The organism is Myxococcus xanthus, assembly GCF_006402735.1.
Classification (GTDB): Bacteria; Myxococcota; Myxococcia; order Myxococcales; family Myxococcaceae; genus Myxococcus; species Myxococcus xanthus_A.
The window spans coordinates 2,820,424-2,836,582 of sequence record NZ_CP017174.1; the positions used below are offsets into that span (position 1 = coordinate 2,820,424).

Below are 16,159 nucleotides of genomic sequence, written 5' to 3' on the forward strand. Positions count from 1 at the left end.
CCGTGAACCTCCCTTCCTCCGCCCGTTCCCGTCTCCCGCGCGTCCCGCCCTGGCTGTTCGCGGCGGTGGTCGCCGTTCATCCGTTCGCCGCGCTCGCTCAGAAGCGCGGGGGCGCGGCCATCCCCGACTCGGTGGTCAACGAGGCCGTCAACAGCGACTCGTTCGCCTCGCGCCCGCTCATCCTCATCCTGGCGCTCGCGGCCATGGGACTGGTGCCCTTCGCGTTGATGATGGCGACCAGCTTCGTGAAGATTTCGGTGGTGCTCTCCATCGTCCGCTCGGCGCTGGGCACGCAGCAGATTCCGCCCACCCAGGTCATCACCGGCCTGGCCATCATCCTCACCGTCTACATCATGGCCCCGGTGGGCCAGCAGATGTACCGCGCGGCCGGCCTGGACATCTGGGCCAAGGGCCCCGGCGTGTTCTCCTCGGAGACGGTGGGCTCGATGCTGGGCGCGGCCAACAAGTCCAAGGAGCCGCTGCGTGAGTGGCTCATCAAGAAGGTCACCACCAAGGACCGGGCGCTCTTCTTCAACCTCGCCAAGAAGATGCGCAAGGGCGAGGACCGCGACGCCGTGGAGAGCAATGACTTCATGGTCATCATCCCGGCGTTCGTGGTGTCCGAACTCAAGGAGGCCTTCCAGATAGGCTTCCTCTTGTTCGTGCCGTTCATCGTCATCGACATGGTGGTGGCCAACATCCTGCTGGCGCTCGGCATGCACATGTTGTCGCCGACCACCATCTCCATGCCGTTCAAGCTGCTGCTGTTCGTGCTCGTGGATGGCTGGTATCTCATCGCCAAGGGCCTGGTCGTCGGCTACCTGTAGGGAAAGGGCTCCATGAATCAGCTCACGTTCATCACTCAGGAGGCCCTGTTCCTGGTGCTCGTCGCGTCGGCGCCGCCGGTGCTGATGAGCCTGTTGGTGGGGTTCATCATCTCCCTGTTCCAGGCCACCACGCAGATCCAGGAGCAGACGCTCACCTTCGCGCCGAAGGTCGTCGCCGTGTTCGGCGTCCTCGCGTTGGCCGGTCCCTGGATTGGAAGCCAGTTGGTGCGCTTCACGTTCCACGTCTTCGACAGGTTCCCCGCGCTCATCAAATGAACGTCGCGGACCTCGTCGCAGAGCTGGGCACCCGGGCCAACGTCTCGGCCGTCATCTTCACGGTGGCGCTGGTGATGTGCCGGGTGATGCCCGTGCTCATCTTCAGCCCCTTCCTGGGCGGCGAGGTGGTCCCCACCGAGCTGAAGATGGGCGTCGGGCTGACGCTCTCCATCGTCCTCTATCCGCTCATCGCGGGCTCGGTGACGTCCATCCCCCTGAGCGCCCTGCCGTACATCGCGCTGATGGCGAAGGAGGTGTTCGTCGGCTTCACCATCGCCTTCGTCGTCAACACGCTGTTCGAAGCGGCGCGCGTGGCCGGCAACCTGGTGGACACCATGTCCGGCAGCAACAACGCGCAGCTGTACGTGCCCCAGCTCGGGCAGCAGGTGACGTTGTTCTCCAGCTTCAAGGTGCAGCTGGCGGTGGTGCTGTTCCTCACGCTGAACGGGCACCACCTGGTCATCGAGGCGCTGGCGGACAGCCTGGTGGCGGTGCCGCTGGACGGCTTCCCGCGCTTCCACGACGGGCCGTGGCCCTTCTTCGACCTGATGATTCGCGTGTTCGCGGACCTGCTCAAGGTGAGCCTGTCGCTGGCCGCTCCGGCGATGCTGGCGACCTTCCTCACCGACGTGGCGCTGGGCGCCATCAACCGCGTGGCGCCGCAAATCCAGGTGTTCTTCATCTCCATGTCCGTCAAGCCCCTGGTGAGCGTGCTGCTCGTCTTCCTGGTGCTCGGCGCCTTGATGGACCGCATGCAGGGGGAGATGGTCATCATGCTGCGGACCCTCAACCAAGCCCTGCGGCTCTTGTCCTGAGCCTCTTCATCCGGGACGCGCCATGTCGGACGAGAGCGGCGAAAAAACAGAAGAGCCATCCCAGAAGAAGCTGGATGACTCACGCAAGAAGGGGCAGGTCTGGAAGAGCAAGGACCTCAGCGGCGTGGGTGTGCTCGTGGTGGGGCTGGCTGCCGTCAAAGGCAGCTGGGACATGCTGGAGACGGAGCTGACGTCGCTCTTCCTGTTCTCCTTCGACCACCTGACGAACCCGGTGGACCTGTCGGTCGCCACCGGGCAGCTGCTCTACCTGGGCGTGCGAGCGGTGGTGCTGGTGTCGTTGCCGGTGCTGGCGGGCGGGGCCATTGTCGGCGGACTGTTGGAGTACCTCCAGGTGGGGACGCTCTTCACCATGGATCCGCTGATGCCCAAGATGGAGAAGCTCAACCCCATCCAGGGCATGAAGAACCTGTTCAACAAGAAGGCGATTGTTGAACTGCTGAAGAACCTCATCAAAATCTCCGTCACCGCCTACGTCGTCTACGGCGTGGTGCGCGACTCCATGCCCATGGTGGTCGAAACGTTGCGGCAGGACACGCGCGGCATCATGGCCATCATGGGAGAACTGGTGACGCGCGTCGCCACGCGGGTGGCGCTCCTCTTCGTCCTCTTCGGCGTCTTCGACGTCTGGTGGCAGCGCAAGTCCTTCATGAAGGACATGATGATGACGAAGGAGGAGGTGAAGAAGGAGTACAAGCAGAGCGAGGGCGACCCGCACCACAAGGCCAAGCGCAAGGAGCTGCACCAGGAAATCATGGAGGGGGCGCAGATGGAGGCCGTGCGTGACGCCGACGTCATCGTCACCAACCCGGACCACGTGGCGGTGGCTCTCAAGTACGACCGGGAGAAGGACGGCGCGCCGCGCGTGCTGGCCCGGGGCATCGACTTCAAGGCCGAGCGCATCAAGGCCATTGCCCGCGAGCAGGACGTGCCCACGCTGCGCAACGTGCCCCTGGCCCACGCCCTGCTGCGGGTGGAGGTGGGGCACGAAGTCCCGGAGGAGCTGTACGACGCGGTCGCCGAGGTCCTCAACTTCGTCTACGGCTTGAAGTCCGGCCAGCCGGTCCCCGAGGGCCGCGCGTGAGCGGGCCGGGTGTGGCTATCATGCAGGGACAGCGGGGCCTCCCATGAGTGACGACGCCGAAATCGCCATCGCGTTGAAGTACGACAAGGAGAAGGACGGCGCGCCGCGCGTGGTGGCCAAGGGCATGCGGCTCAAGGCGGAGAAGATTCGCGAGATTGCCCGCGAGCACAACATCCCCCTCATGCGGAACGTGAACCTGGCCAATGCCCTCTACCGGGTGGAGGTGGGCCAGGAGGTCCCCGAGGAGCTGTATGACGCCGTGGCCGAGGTCCTGAACTTCGTCTACGAGCTGCAACGGGAGCAGGCGGCCGCGGCCGCCAGGCGCTAGGGGGGCTGGACGTCCCCCACCCATCTGGAGTGAGGTTCGGTATCACGATGGCCAGAATCAACAATCCGCCTCCGAATACGTCCCTGTGGCCCTGGGGCGGTCCCCGCAGCGTCCGCGAGCGGCTCGTCGACCCGGCGCAGGTCGACCGGAAGAAGCTCCGCAAGACGGGCAACCCGAAGAACCCGGCGCTCGCGTCCGCGGCGCTGCTGGACTTCATCGGGCCGGCGCACTCCTCGGAGGAGCTCCGCCTGCCGCTGCCGCCGCACCCCGGCGGGCATGAGGCGGACCTGGAGAGATTCAGCGACCGGCCCCACCTGTCCAGCGTGGCGGGCCGGGGGCACGAGGACCAGCGCCGGATGCTGGAGCGGGGCCTGGGCAAGGTGAAGGCGGCCCCGGACCGGTTGGAGCGGCTCAAGGCGCTGCTGCACCGCGAATCCGCCATGCTCTCCCTGGTGGATCAGGTGAACGAGGAGACGAAGGAGATCATCCGCCGCATGTGGGACGCGCAGAAGGACGAGGGCTACTAGCGTCATGGCGGTCCTGGACCCGGATGATCCGAAGGACGAGGCGAAGCTGGACACGCTTCTGCAGCGCTGGGCGGATGGCAAGGCCACGCTGCGGGACGTGCGTGGCTACTCGGACGAAGAGCTCTACGCCATCGCCAAGACGGCCTACTACTTCTTCTATCAAGGCCGGGTGAGCGAGGCGCGCACGCTCTTCCAGGGCCTGTATGCCGTCAACCCGACGGATGCCTACTTCGCCAAGGCCCTGGGCGTGGTGGAGATGGCGGCTGGGAACGGGCAGGGGGCGCTGGCGGCCTTCGACGTGGCCGCCAAGCTGACGCCGCATGATCCGTCCGTCTACGTGGGGCGCGCGGAAGTGAAGCTGGCCATGGGCCAGAAGCCCCAGGCGCTGGAGGACCTGCGCCGGGCGGCGGCGATGCAGCCGGGGGATGACCCCGTGGTGCGCAAGGCGGCGGCCATGATCTCCGCCCTGAGCCGCCGCTGAGGGCCGCATTTCACATCCGGAATCGACTGTTCTTCCGGGGAGTCTGGTAGGCTGCCCGACGCTCAATTCTTCGTCGTCAGGGAGGTCGTTGACATGTCGAACCCGAATCCTGATCCGCGCGTTCCCGCCCAGATGCCTCCGGAGGCCCCGCCCGAACTGGTCGCCAAGCGCGAGCGTCTCGTCACCGAGCTGGAGAACCAGGCGAAGTCCGCGACGGGTACGCTGCAGCAGGTGATGCGGAAGATGTCCGCGCTGCTGGGCAACACCAAGCCCGGTGCTTCGCTGAGCTTCCAGCTCTACCAGGACGTGAAGGACGCCTTTACCCGGCACCTGAACGAGGCGACGAAGACGCCCGCCCTGGCCACCATGCCGCCCGTGCTGGTGGAGTCCGTGGAGTGGATGCAGGCGTACCTGAACGCCCGCGGCTTCTCCACCGACGAAGCCGCTGCCGCCGCGCCCGCCGCCACGGCGGCTCCGGCCGCCGCGCCCAAGGCCCCCGCCGGGCCGGGTGGTGCGAAGGACGCCTTTGAGACGAGCAGCAAGAAGCACGCCTCGTTGACGGGTGACGTGCCGCCTCCGCCGGCCGCGCCGCCGGACGTCAAGGCCGAGCAGAAGGACCTGGAGTCCTTCAAGGCCTGGATGAAGAACCCCAGCCTGGGCAAGCTCAAGGGCTAGTCGCACCGCGTCGGCGCCTGGGCCCGAGGGACGCAACTTGGGGCCCGGCGCCGACGATAACTCCCTCGAGACGTTCTTTTCTTCCGAGGAGATTTCCCCGTGACCACCAAGATTGCGAACAACGCGTCCGCGACGACGCGCAAGTCGACGACGACGACCCCCGAGGCCCAGAAGCAGGCGTGGGAAGGCGTGCTGAACTCCGCCGTGGACCGGATGAACGAGCCGGAGATCAAGGGCAGCCTCCAGTACCTGGGCGAAGGCCGGATCAACACGGTGAAGGAGAAGGTCCAGGGCGAGATGGAGGCCTTCGTCAAGAGCAACCCGAACGCCTCCGCCGACGACGTCAAGTCGCACGCCGAGTCGACGACGAAGAAGCACGAGACGAACGCGATGTTCCAGAAGATGCGGGACGACAACTTCTTCGGGAAGCTGATGAGCCGTCGCAAGGAGCTCCTCAAGGACATGTGGGGCGAGTAGCTCGACTGCGAGCGGCCCCGCCGCACGCCTGTCCTTGAAGCCGCCGCCCGGGTCTCTGACCGGGGCGGCGGTTTTGCTTTGCGGGGTGCTGGGGAAGGGGAGTGGGCGGCGCGGCGAGTCGCTCAAGCCCGCAAAAGCAAGGAGCCGGCATCCCGTGAGGGAAGCCGGCTCCGAGAGTCGCGTTACAGCGGCAGGATTAGATCTTGCCGATGACGGACATCGCGATCTCGTTGAGCTTCTTCATCAGGTTGGCCACGAAGGCGGTGGCCTCCTGCTGCTTCTGGAGCATCAGCTGCGCCTCGGCGCGCTCACGGTCCGGACCCGTCAGACCGGAGAGGGACTTCTGCTCGAGGGCGGAGAGACCCTGGCTGGCTCCGAGGGCCTTCGTGGCGGCGGCGGCGGCGGTGGTGGCGGTGGTCATGGCGTTCTCCAGAAAGTTTGGGAAGCGGGTGGTTTGCGGCGGCGCTGCTTACAAAAGGATTATGGGAGAAAGGGGGCCGGAAGTTTCCTCGGGATTTTCTGATTCTTTTTCCCGCCCTGGCAAGAGGTGCCCCCGCCCCGCGTGATCGGCTCGTGCCTCCTTTTAAGAAAAGCGACGCACCGAGGCGAAACTCCCAGCGCGGAACACCGAAAATCACGGTGAAGCAGCATCGAACATTTCCCCCTCCTTAGGGAGCACCGAATATGTCGAACGGCATCGGCGGAGTTGGCGGTAACCGGCAGCTCACCACGACGCAGGGCGTGGGTAACGTCAACACCTCGACGATCGCGCGCAACGCGCAGCTCATCGAGTCGACGCTGAATCTGGTCGAAAAGGCCGTTGACCTGGCGGGCAAGGCGGTGAGCGTCGCCGGCAAGGCCGTGGATCAGATGTCCCAGGCCGCGGCCTCCACGAAGCAGGCGGGCGCGACGGGCACCAACGCCGCCTTCCCCGCCGAGCGTCCCAACCCCCTGGACGCGGTGCGTGAGGCGAACTCCCTGAAGGTGGAAGAGGGCACCGGGAAGATCACCACCCCGGGCGGCTACACCATCGAGCAGCTGGGCCAGTTCGAGTGGCGCGTAACGGGGCCGGACGGCAACAACACCCGCGTCTGGGGTGATCCGCACGTCGACGAGAGCGACGGCGGCAAGTTCGACTTCAAGCGCGACACCTCCTTCGTCCTGGGTGACGGCACCCGCATCAACTGCTCCTGCAAGCCCTGGGGCAACGGCATGACGGTGACGGGCCAGCTGGACGTCGTCTACGGCGACAGCCACGTGCGCGTGACGGACATCGACAAGGGCAAGGGCAAGGTCGGCCAGGTCACCAACAAGGGCATGGACGAGGTCGTCCGCTTCCACTCGAACCAGTCCGCGGACGTCTTCCACATGGGGCAGAACGCTGCCGACTGGACGTTCCATGGCAAGGAGATTGTCGGCCACGAGAACGGCGGCGACGTGCACAAGGTGGGCGAGGCCGTCATCACCGAGCCGCGCACCATGGCCTTCAACTACTCGGCGGCGGCGGACGCCCCCGCGGCGGGTGAGGTGGCCCAGAACTGGGACATGAACACCAACCTGCCCCAGGCGAAGCCGCTGCCCTGGGACATGAGCAGTGCCAAGCCCGAGCTGAACAAGCTGAACGAGACGTTCGACTCCATCAGCAAGGTGTTCGACCAGCTCAAGAACACCAACGCGAACGGCTTCAACCCGTTCCGCAAGGCGGACGACCTCTTCGGCGCCTACGACAAGAACCAGCACAAGTCCGGGCTGACCCAGTCCTTCAAGGCGCTGGGTGACATGTTCGGGACGCTGGAGAAGCTGTCCAAGCTGAATGATATGGTCCGCTTCCGCGGTCCCCAGTCGTTCTAGCCGCTGGACGTACTACATCGGGCCAGGTGGGGGACTGCCTGGCCCTTCTCGAGGCCGTCGTGAGTGACTCCGCCCCCAGGGGTGAAAAAGAGAAGGTCGTCGTCCCGGAAGCACTCGCCGAGGCGGTGATCCGCGGCGAAATCACCCTGGGGCAGTTCCTCAACCTCTCCAATACGCAGCTCTACGCCTGGGCGGACAAGGCCTATCAGCTCCTCCAGGCGGGCAGCTCGCAGCAGGCCCTGCAGATCTTCCAGGGCCTCGTGGCCGCCTCGCCCACCGACGCCGTCTTCCACGCGCAGCTCGGGGCGACCCTCATGACGCTGGAGCGCTTCGACGAGGCGTTCGACGCCTTCCGGCTGGCGCTCCAGTTCAATGACGGCCACGTGGACGCGCTGGTCGGCCGGGGTGAAATCCAGCTGCGCCGGGGCAATGTCCCCGAGGCGCTCGCGGACCTCAGCAAGGCCATCCAGCTGGACCCGGGCCTCAAGCGCCGTGCCACGCAGCGCGCCCACGCGACGCTGCGCACCCTCAAGCAGCAGGCCGACCAGGTGAAGAAGTCCCGGTAGGCCCCCGGGGGCATGCCCCCTCCCGTCGCAACACACACGGCCCGGGCCGCGCGAGTCGTCGCGCAGTCCGGGCTTCGTCGTTTCCGGGCGGGGAGGGGAGTGGGTGGTGCTGGGGCCCGTTCAAGCCCGCAAAAGCAAGGAGCCGGCATCCCGAGAGGGAAGCCGGCTCCGAGATTCGCGTTACAGCGGCAGGATTAGATCTTGCCGATGACGGACATCGCGATCTCGTTGAGCTTCTTCATCAGGTTGGCCACGAAGGCGGTGGCCTCCTGCTGCTTCTGGAGCATCAGCTGCGCCTCGGCGCGCTCACGGTCCGGACCGGTCAGGCCGGAGAGGGACTTCTGCTCGAGGGCGGAGAGACCCTGGCTGGCTCCGAGGGCCTTCGTGGCGGCGGCGGCGGCGGTGGTGGCGGTGGTCATGGCGTTCTCCAGAAAGTTTGGGAAGCGGGTGGTTTGCGGCGGCGCTGCTTACAAAAGGATTATGGGGGAAAGGGGTCCGGAAGTTTCCTCCCCATTTTCTGATCCATTTTTTCGCGCCGGCGGCGGGAATATCGCTTCCGAAGCGGCGCACCGTTTTGGTGGAAAAGCCGATAACAGTCTAAGCTCCCGGCGCCCGGAACCGCTTGCCCTACCGGCTCCGGGGCCGTCCTCCCGCCCTCGTGAGGGATGTGTGCAGATGACGACTGAATCCAAGGCAACGGTGACCAACGACGACGTGAAGCCCCTGTCTGGCCCGGAGATGCTCGAACGGGCCACGGAAGGCTTCAACCTCTTCCAGGACGGCCGCTTCCGTGAGTCGCTGACCTTGTTCCAGTCCCTGGCGTCCATGGACCCCACCGAGGCCTACTTCCAGACGGCGCTGGGCGCCTGCCACCTGGCGCTGGAAGACCTGGACCTGGCTGAGTCCTACTTCAACCGCGCCATTGAACTGGACCCCACGGACCTCACGCCCTTCGTCAACCGCGGGGAAGTCCACCTGCGGCTCGGCAAGGTCCACGAGGCGGCCCGGGACTTCAATCACGCGGTGGGTCTGGACCCCGAAGGACAGGATCCGCTCAGCGCCCGCGCTCGGATGCTGGCCGCCGCGGCGCTGGAGAGCGCCGAGGAGTCGCCGTCCTCCGACGGCGCGGCGTAGGCGCGGGCGGGGCCGCTCGATGGCCCCGGCCCGCCTTCCCTGGCCCTTGGGCTCAGGGGAACTTCAGCTCCACGTCCAGGCGGTACAACCCCTCCATGACGGGCTGGAAGTCGGCCGTCACGGATTCAGCGTAGGTGCCCTGGTCCTGCACGCGGACCTGCAGCGGCCGGACGGCCTGTCCTGGCGGCGCATAACGGCCCGTCACCGTGTAGCGTCCCAACGGGAGGTCCGGGAAGCCGAAGCCGTCCGGCGTGTTGGTGCCCCGGGCCGTCACCGGCGTCCCGGTGCTGCCGTCCACCAGCGAGCCCACCGGGGTGAGCGTCAGCTCCACGTGCTCGCGCTGCAGGGCTTGATCCGGGTCGGCCGGATCCACGTAGTCCGTCAGGTTGAAGTAGACGCCGCTGCCGTAGGCGCCGCCCTCGGGCTTCGCGCCGGTCAGCTTCCAGCTGAAGTCTCGGACGGCGCCCTCGTTGCCCGCGAAGGGGGTGGCGCTGCTGGGGTGCAGCTCGAAGGTGTAGTTGCGGCCGTTGAAGTCGCGCTTGAGCCGCGCGCTGGCGTTCCAGGTGGTCGCCGCCTGGCCCAGCTCCAGTCGGTACGTGCCGTCCGCGCCCGTCACTCCCACCACATTGGAGTTGTAGAGGACCTGGTTGTCGGCCACCACCTCCACCCCGGCCAGGGGCTTGCCCGCGGTGTCCGTGGCCTTGCCCTTGACGACGTTCTTCTCCCTGTCGACAGAGGGGCCAGGGCCGCCGGTGCCGCCGTCCGAGCAGGCCGAACAGGCCAGGGACGCACCCAGCAACATCAGCGGAAGACCCCTGCCCAAGGCATTCTTCAATCGCATCGTGTTCTCCCAGGTTTCGTGTGGCCTGCCCCGGCCCTCCAGGACGGCAGGGCACGACAGGGGGGATGAACCCGCGTGACGGGGCGCGGTGCAAGAACGAATGTCCACTTCGGTTGACTGCCCGGCTGCTTCCGCACGAGGGAGAACGGCGGGTTTCGCCGTGGGGGAGGGGGCCCATCGCGACGCCCCCCCTGACAGAAGGTACCCGGGTTGTCCTAGGATGCCTGACCGCTGATGGCTGCCACCAATCCGAACAGCTTCCTCTCCAAGTACTCCGACATCGTCCTCGCCGTGGTGGTCGTGGCCATCGTCGGGATGATGATCGTCCCGCTGCCCACGCTGCTGCTGGACGTGCTGCTGACGCTGAACATCAGCATCTCGGTGGTGCTGCTCCTCGTGTCCCTCTACGTGCCAGCGGCGCTGCACCTGTCGGTGTTCCCGACGCTGCTGCTCATCACCACGATGTTCCGGCTGTCGCTCACCATCTCCACCACGCGTCTCATCCTCCTCACCGGTGACCCGGGAGAGGTGGTGGTGGCGTTCGGAAACTTCGTGGTGCAGGGCAACTTCGTCGTCGGCGCCATCCTCTTCATCATCTTGGTCATCGTGAACTTCATCGTGATTTCCAAGGGCTCGGAGCGCGTCGCCGAAGTGGCCGCGCGCTTCACCCTGGACGCGATGCCTGGAAAGCAGATGTCCATCGACGCCGACCTGCGGGCGGGCTCCATCGACCAGGACCAGGGCAAGAAGAAGCGCCGCGACCTGGAGCGTGAGAGCCAGCTCTTCGGCGCCATGGACGGCGCCATGAAGTTCGTGAAGGGCGACGCCATCGCGAGCATCATCATCACCGTCGTCAACATCGTCGGTGGCCTCATCATCGGCGTGACGCAGAAGGGCATGTCGGCGGGCGACGCGGCGCAGAAGTACACGCTGCTCACCATCGGTGACGGTCTGGTCGGCATGATTCCCGCCATCCTCGTCTCCACCTGCGCCGGTATCATCGTGACGCGCGTGGCGGGTGAGGAAGAGGGCAATCACCTGGGCATGGACGTGGGCTCCCAGTTGACGGCCTACCCGAAGGCGATCGCCATCGCCGCCGGCATGCTCATCGTCCTGGGCCTGGTGCCCGGTCTGCCCAAGATTCCCTTCTTCCTGCTGGGCATCGGCGCGGGCCTGGGCGCCTGGACGATGCTGAAGAAGCAGAAGCAGGCCGTGGAGGCGGAGGATGCCGGTCCGGCCATGGAGACGGACCTGGGCACGCCGATGGCCTCCGAGCCCGCGCCCAAGGAGGCCCTCAATCCGGACTCCGAGCTGTTCATCCCCGTCGTCACGCCCATCGTCCTGGAGGTCTCCGACGCGCTGGTTCCCTTCGTGGACTCGCGCCAGGACAACGGGAAGTTCCTCTTCGAGCTCATCCCGTTCATGCGTGATGGTCTCTTCGTGGAACTGGGTGTCCGCTTCCCGGGCGTGCGTGCGCGTGGCAATGGCTCGTTGCCGCCGGGCGCGTACCAGATTCAAATCAACGAGGTGCCCGTCGTCACCGGCCAGGCCACGCTGGGCCACGTCCTGGTGAACGACACGGTGGACCGGCTGCGGCTGATGAACATCCAGGGCTTCGAGGCGGTGAACCCCGCCACCCGGCAGCCCGCCGCCTGGGTCCCCGAGCAGTACCGCGACACGCTGGAGGCCGCCGGCCTCACGACGTGGGACGTGCCCGGCTACATCATCCTGCACACCGCCGCCGTGCTGCGGCGCAACGCCCGCGAGTTCGTCGGCGTGCAGGAGACGCAGACGATGCTGGAGCAGTTGGAGAAGGCCTTCCCCGCCATCGTGAAGGAGGTCGTCCCCAAGGTCGTCAACGTGCTGAAGCTGACGGACATCCTCCAGCGCCTGGTGGAGGAGGAAATCTCCATCCGTGACCTGCGCGGCATCCTCCAGGCCCTGGCAGAGTACGGGCAGGTGGAGGCGGACAACGTCATGCTCACCGAGCATGTCCGCGCGGCCCAGCGCCGCTACATCTCCCACAAGTACGCGCGTGGCACCGGCACCCTGGTGGTGTACCTGCTGGACCCGAACATCGAGGACGCCATCCGTGGCTCGGTGAAGCGGACCTCCGCGGGCGCGCACCTGGCGCTGGAGCCGGAGCTGGCGCAGGAAATCGTCCAGGCCGTGCGTTCGGAGTGTGGCCACCTGCCGCCCAGCGCGCAGCGGCCCGTCATCCTCACGGCCATGGACATCCGCCGCTACGTCCGCAAGCTGCTGGAGTACGAGTTCAACCCGTCGTTCTCCGTGCTCAGCTACCAGGAGCTGTCGCCCGAGCTGAACATCCAGCCGGTGGCGCGCATCTCCACGCGCTAGCCGCGGGTTGAGTTCCGCCCGCGCGTGACATGGACGCGCGGGCGGAAGGCCGCCCTCTCACGAGGGCAGGTGCGGTTCCCCCGCGCAGGGCGGGCCTCTCCTCTTGAGGGGGGCTGCCGCACGGAGTCTCCCCAGAGCAGGACCTGCCGTGTTGTGACAGGGGGCGCATGGGCCGTGTCGGGAGTCAGGCGCCTCGGGCGAACAGGCCCTCCCGCGTCGCTGGCGCCATGCTCCTGGGGCACATGGGCTTCGCCCAGACGCTAGGCGCCCGCGAGCACGGCAATCATCAGCACGAGGAAGACCAGGCCCACCACGCCCATCACCACGAGGGGCACGAGCTTGCCCTTGTCCTTGAGCGCCTCCATCGCGCCCGGCTGGGCGGACTCTTCCGGCATGGGGTACTCCGCCGACACCGGCGGGGGCGGCTCTTCGGAGACCTGCTCCTCGGGCGGAGGCGCGGGGTCCTCGGCGGGCGGCTCTTCCGGCGCGGGCGCGGGCTCCTCGGGCGGAGGCGCGGGCTCCTCCTCCGGCGGGGGCTCCACGGGCTTGGGCTCCGGGCGCGGACGACGGGGCGAGGGCGGAGGCGGAGCCTTGACCTCGGCGGCCAGCTGAACGGGCTCCTCGGCCGGCTCGGTGGGGTCCACGTACAGGAAGCGGGTGGCGCCCACCTCCAGCTCGTCCCCGTCCTTGAGCTGCCGGCGGTTGACCCGCTTCTTGTTCACCTTGATGCCGTTGCGGCTGCCCAAGTCCTCCACATGCGTACCGGACCAGTCGCGGCGCACCTTGGCGTGCTTCCGGGAGACCAGGTCATCCTTGAGGATGATGTCCGCGTCCTTCTCGTCGCGGCCCAGGATGACTTCCTTCGCGTCCCCCAGCTCGATGCGCTCGCCTTCGCGGGGGCCGTTCATGAAGCGCAGGTAGCGCTCCTCGCCGCCGCCGGCCAGGCCGCGCATGGCGTCCTTCACCATGCCCCGGGCGATGAAGGACGTCTTTTCCCCTCCAGCTTCGGGGTTCAGGTCCATCACCCGCTCGAAGCGGACGTCGAACGTGGCGATGGCGATGACGTCGCCGTTGCGCAGCAGCCGCTTCTCGCCCTTGGGCACGGGCTTGCCGTTGATCTGCGTGCCGTAGGAGCTGCCCAGGTCCTCCACGAAGAAGAGCGTCCCCTCCTGGCAGATGCGCGCATGGTTGCGCGACACCGCCTGCTGGGCGAGCACGACCTGGCAAGCCTTGTCGCGGCCCAGGGTGATGACCGCGTCGTCGAGGACGAACTCGGTGCTCTGGGCAGCGCCGGCCTCGCTGCGCTGCGTGACGGTGAGACGAACGCTCATCGAGGAGGAGGGGAGTCGGGAAGGCGGGACATCAGAACGTCGCGTCGCTCAGGAATCTCTCACACGTCTGGTACTCCGTGGGGAATTCCTCAGACGTCCCGTACTTCAGGAAGTTCTTGCAGGCGATCTGCGCGTGCTCGCGCTTGTGGGCTTCGAAGAAGAGTTCGTAGAGGCCGTAGTGGCAGGCGGCGTACTTCGCATCCAGCTTGACGCACTTGCGGTAGGTGGCCTCTTCCTCCGCCAGCAGGCCCTTCTCGCGGTACTGACGCGCGAGGATGTAGAGCGCGGGCGCGGAGTTCTCCGCCTGCTGCGTGTCCTTGATCTCCTTGAAGGCCGCGTCGGTGAGGGCCGTCTTGCGCTGAGCCAGGGACAGGTTGTTGATGCAGCTGCTGTTGCTGGGGTCCAGCTGGGCGCAGTTGGCGAAGGACTCACGCGCTTCCTGGAAGCGGCCCAGCTCCATCAGCGCGGTGCCCAGGTCGTGCCACATCACGGGCGAATCCTGGACCAGTTGCGTGGCCCGGGAGAGGTGCTCGCCAGCCGTGTCGTATTCACCTTCTGAGTAGGCGATGACACCTAAGGTGTGGTGCGCGTCGGCGATACCGGGGTTGACGGCCAGGAGCGTGCGCAGCTCCTTCTTGGACTCGTCCATCTTCCCCATCTTCATCAGAGAGAGGGCCAGATTGTAGCGCGACTCGAGGTTGTCCGGGTTGACCTTCAGGGCCCGGCGGAAGTTGTCGTGCGCCTTCCCGTACGCACCTTCCTGCATGTAGATGGCGCCGAGGTTCTGGTACGCCTGGAGGTGCTCCTGGTTGTAGCGCAGGGCCTTGATGAAGTGCTTCTTCGCGTCCTCGTAGCGGCCCGAGTACATGGCGATGAGGCCCTTGTTGGACCAGAGGTCCGCGTACTGGGGGGAGAACTCCAGGCCCAGGTCGCAGAACGTATCCGCGCGGGTCAGGTCGCCCTTGGCCATCTCCTGCGTGCACAGCTCATTGTTGATGAGCGCCCGCTCATGCGGCGGCGGGGTCCGGACGCAGGCGACGAAGGGCAGGGCGGAGACCAGGGACAGCGCAGCAACAAGTCGGCGGACACGCATGGCGGAGCGAGTGTAGGAGAGCGCCCGCGCCCAGGCAACGCCCGGAGTGGCTTGAATCCAGGCTGTTTTCCGGGGGTTACGCCGGTAGAGTGGCGGCCCATGCGTACCCTGCTCTGCACCCTCGGCTTTACCCTGGCACTGCTGTCGGCCAGCCCCGCGCATGCCCAGTTCGCCAATCGCAGCCTGGGCCTGTCACTGGGCTACATGGACTTCAACCGGACGAACGGCCTGGATGACGCGTTCTTCGTGGGCGTCGACGCCAGCCTCTACATCGAGAACGGCTTCGAGGTGGTCTCCCTGTCGAAGATCGCGTTCCCGCGCGACACCACGGACCGCAACGAGAAGCGCGTGGTGGGCCTGGCGCCGTCCATCGGCATCCGGTACCTGCTGATGGAGGAGTCCATCCGCCCCTATGTGGGCTCGGACCTGAGCTACCTCGTCGTCTTCAAGAACAGCGTCAGCAACTTCGTGGGCATTGGCCCCAACGTCGGCATCGACTTCTTCGTGTCGGACTCGGTGAGCGTGGGCGCGCGCGCGCAGTACAACTTCTACATCGCGCTCAACGAGAAGACGCAGCGCACGCTCACGCTGTCTGCCGGCGCTGCGGCGTACTTCTAGGCTGTCCCTTCGGCGGTAGCAGGGCCGCGGCCACCAGCAGCGCCCACTTCTCGTCGGAGAGGTGGGCCGGCTTCTCCATGGCCAGCGCGTCCTGCAGCCGTGCTCCCAGCGCCGCGAATAGCCGGAGCCGCGCCTCCATGCGCAGATCCTCGCGGCGCAGGGCCGCTGTCAGCACCACTTCCCGCTCCTCGCTGGACAGGCGCTTCACGCGCGACACGAAGAGCGGATCCGCCAGCAGCCCTTCCTCGCCGGGGGTTCCCAGGGCGGAGGGCACCTTCAGGCGCCGCTCGCGCACCACCAGCGTTCCCGCCAGCATGTCCCCCAGCCGCTGCTGGGAGCCGGACACGAGCGCGGTGAGCCCTCCCACCAGGTAGAACAGGGGCAGCCGGTCCACCGGACGCGCCAGGTTGCGCAGCGCCGCGTGGTAGAAGCCGATGCGCACGCCGCTCTCCTGGATGACCCGCAGCGACATCACCCGCTTGCCCACGGTGCGTCCGCTCCACACCGTCTCCAGCGTTATCGCGTAGCCCCAGTCCACCAGGAAGTAGATGACGATGGACAGCGCGCTGGCGAAGCCCGGGAAGGCGAACATCACCAGGCTGAGCGTCGTCAGGATGGTGCCGGTGAGCAGCGTGACGATGACGGCGTCCAGCAGCCACGCCAGGAAGCGCGAGTACAGGCCCGCGAGCGTGAAGCGGAACTCCACGTACTCGGGGGTGAGCACCGTGTGGGTGCCGTCCAGCAGGGTGTCGGTGGCGGTCGTCACCGACACAGTCTAGCCGCGGCGGCGCACGTGCGGGCGGCTCGAGGCACATTCGTCGCGGCTCCAACGATTTCAGTGAGGGCGGCGGAAGTCGGG

General features: G+C 66.8%; 20 protein-coding genes. 14 read left to right on the forward strand and 6 right to left on the reverse strand.

The annotated features are described in order from the left end of the window. Positions 1-2: 2 nt before the first annotated feature. The 9 genes from sctR (at position 3) to BHS09_RS12035 (ending at position 5,508) form a co-directional block, all read left to right on the forward strand. Positions 3-827, forward strand: coding sequence for a type III secretion system export apparatus subunit SctR (gene sctR / locus BHS09_RS11995; protein ID WP_020477619.1), 825 nt, complete (start codon positions 3-5; stop codon positions 825-827). A 12-nt stretch (positions 828-839) separates the two neighbouring features. Continuing rightward, positions 840-1,103 (forward strand): flagellar biosynthesis protein FliQ, encoded by a 264-nt coding sequence (fliQ, locus tag BHS09_RS12000; RefSeq protein WP_002637061.1) that lies wholly within the window; start codon positions 840-842, stop codon positions 1,101-1,103. Further along, complete coding sequence (locus BHS09_RS12005; RefSeq protein ID WP_140797936.1) at positions 1,100-1,918, forward strand: flagellar biosynthetic protein FliR; 819 nt, start codon at positions 1,100-1,102, stop codon at positions 1,916-1,918. The genes fliQ and BHS09_RS12005 overlap by 4 nt, the downstream gene beginning before the upstream one ends. A 22-nt stretch (positions 1,919-1,940) precedes the next feature. Beyond that, positions 1,941-3,020: a type III secretion system export apparatus subunit SctU gene (gene sctU, locus BHS09_RS12010; RefSeq protein ID WP_140789811.1), complete on the forward strand. Its 1,080-nt coding sequence runs from the start codon at positions 1,941-1,943 to the stop codon at positions 3,018-3,020. 43 nt (positions 3,021-3,063) lie between these two features. Then, positions 3,064-3,348, forward strand: coding sequence for an EscU/YscU/HrcU family type III secretion system export apparatus switch protein (locus BHS09_RS12015; RefSeq protein WP_011552525.1), 285 nt, complete (start codon positions 3,064-3,066; stop codon positions 3,346-3,348). A gap of 47 nt (positions 3,349-3,395) precedes the next feature. Continuing rightward, complete coding sequence (locus BHS09_RS12020) at positions 3,396-3,875, forward strand: hypothetical protein (protein ID WP_026113929.1); 480 nt, start codon at positions 3,396-3,398, stop codon at positions 3,873-3,875. A 4-nt stretch (positions 3,876-3,879) separates the two neighbouring features. Further along, complete coding sequence (locus tag BHS09_RS12025) at positions 3,880-4,356, forward strand: SycD/LcrH family type III secretion system chaperone (protein WP_140789813.1); 477 nt, start codon at positions 3,880-3,882, stop codon at positions 4,354-4,356. Positions 4,357-4,449: 93 nt separating this feature from the next. Continuing rightward, the gene (locus BHS09_RS12030) at positions 4,450-5,031 is read left to right on the forward strand and encodes a hypothetical protein (protein WP_090489465.1); all 582 of its coding nucleotides are present in this window, start codon (positions 4,450-4,452) and stop codon (positions 5,029-5,031) included. A gap of 99 nt (positions 5,032-5,130) precedes the next feature. Beyond that, positions 5,131-5,508, forward strand: a complete 378-nt coding sequence (locus BHS09_RS12035; protein ID WP_140789817.1) for a hypothetical protein — start codon at positions 5,131-5,133, stop codon at positions 5,506-5,508. Between the two features lie 196 nt (positions 5,509-5,704). Here the strand turns inward: BHS09_RS12035 and BHS09_RS12040 are convergent, their stop codons facing one another. Next, on the reverse strand, positions 5,705-5,929 hold the full coding sequence (locus BHS09_RS12040; protein WP_002640925.1) for a hypothetical protein: 225 nt from the start codon (positions 5,927-5,929) through the stop codon (positions 5,705-5,707). A gap of 263 nt (positions 5,930-6,192) precedes the next feature. Between BHS09_RS12040 and BHS09_RS12045 the strand changes: the two genes are divergently transcribed. Then, positions 6,193-7,359 carry a DUF1521 domain-containing protein gene (locus tag BHS09_RS12045; RefSeq protein ID WP_140789819.1) on the forward strand — a complete coding sequence of 389 codons (1,167 nt, stop codon included), beginning with the start codon at positions 6,193-6,195 and terminating at the stop codon, positions 7,357-7,359. Positions 7,360-7,418: 59 nt separating this feature from the next. After that, a complete protein-coding gene (locus tag BHS09_RS12050; protein ID WP_225888784.1) occupies positions 7,419-7,925 on the forward strand; it encodes a tetratricopeptide repeat protein in 507 nt (168 codons plus the stop codon). A 194-nt stretch (positions 7,926-8,119) separates the two neighbouring features. Here the strand turns inward: BHS09_RS12050 and BHS09_RS12055 are convergent, their stop codons facing one another. Next, a complete protein-coding gene (locus BHS09_RS12055; RefSeq protein WP_002640925.1) occupies positions 8,120-8,344 on the reverse strand; it encodes a hypothetical protein in 225 nt (74 codons plus the stop codon). A 256-nt stretch (positions 8,345-8,600) separates the two neighbouring features. On the opposite strand from BHS09_RS12055, the gene BHS09_RS12060 reads away from it, so the two are divergent. Beyond that, on the forward strand, positions 8,601-9,059 hold the full coding sequence (locus tag BHS09_RS12060; RefSeq protein WP_140789821.1) for a tetratricopeptide repeat protein: 459 nt from the start codon (positions 8,601-8,603) through the stop codon (positions 9,057-9,059). A gap of 52 nt (positions 9,060-9,111) precedes the next feature. On the opposite strand, the gene BHS09_RS12065 is transcribed toward BHS09_RS12060, so the two are convergent. Continuing rightward, the gene (locus BHS09_RS12065; RefSeq protein ID WP_174260020.1) at positions 9,112-9,900 is read right to left on the reverse strand and encodes a carboxypeptidase-like regulatory domain-containing protein; all 789 of its coding nucleotides are present in this window, start codon (positions 9,898-9,900) and stop codon (positions 9,112-9,114) included. 234 nt (positions 9,901-10,134) lie between these two features. On the opposite strand from BHS09_RS12065, the gene sctV reads away from it, so the two are divergent. After that, the gene (gene sctV / locus BHS09_RS12070; RefSeq protein ID WP_140789823.1) at positions 10,135-12,258 is read left to right on the forward strand and encodes a type III secretion system export apparatus subunit SctV; all 2,124 of its coding nucleotides are present in this window, start codon (positions 10,135-10,137) and stop codon (positions 12,256-12,258) included. 260 nt (positions 12,259-12,518) lie between these two features. Here the strand turns inward: sctV and BHS09_RS12075 are convergent, their stop codons facing one another. Beyond that, positions 12,519-13,589 (reverse strand): FHA domain-containing protein, encoded by a 1,071-nt coding sequence (locus BHS09_RS12075; protein ID WP_140797937.1) that lies wholly within the window; start codon positions 13,587-13,589, stop codon positions 12,519-12,521. Positions 13,590-13,620: 31 nt separating this feature from the next. Then, positions 13,621-14,559 (reverse strand): tetratricopeptide repeat protein, encoded by a 939-nt coding sequence (locus BHS09_RS12080; protein ID WP_140797938.1) that lies wholly within the window; start codon positions 14,557-14,559, stop codon positions 13,621-13,623. Between the two features lie 222 nt (positions 14,560-14,781). Here BHS09_RS12080 and BHS09_RS12085 point away from each other — a divergent pair, with 222 nt between their 5' ends. After that, positions 14,782-15,300 (forward strand): outer membrane beta-barrel protein, encoded by a 519-nt coding sequence (locus tag BHS09_RS12085; RefSeq protein WP_174256944.1) that lies wholly within the window; start codon positions 14,782-14,784, stop codon positions 15,298-15,300. On the opposite strand, the gene BHS09_RS12090 is transcribed toward BHS09_RS12085, so the two are convergent. Beyond that, on the reverse strand, positions 15,266-16,072 hold the full coding sequence (locus BHS09_RS12090) for an RDD family protein (RefSeq protein ID WP_140797940.1): 807 nt from the start codon (positions 16,070-16,072) through the stop codon (positions 15,266-15,268). The genes BHS09_RS12085 and BHS09_RS12090 overlap by 35 nt on opposite strands. Positions 16,073-16,159 lie beyond the last annotated feature (87 nt).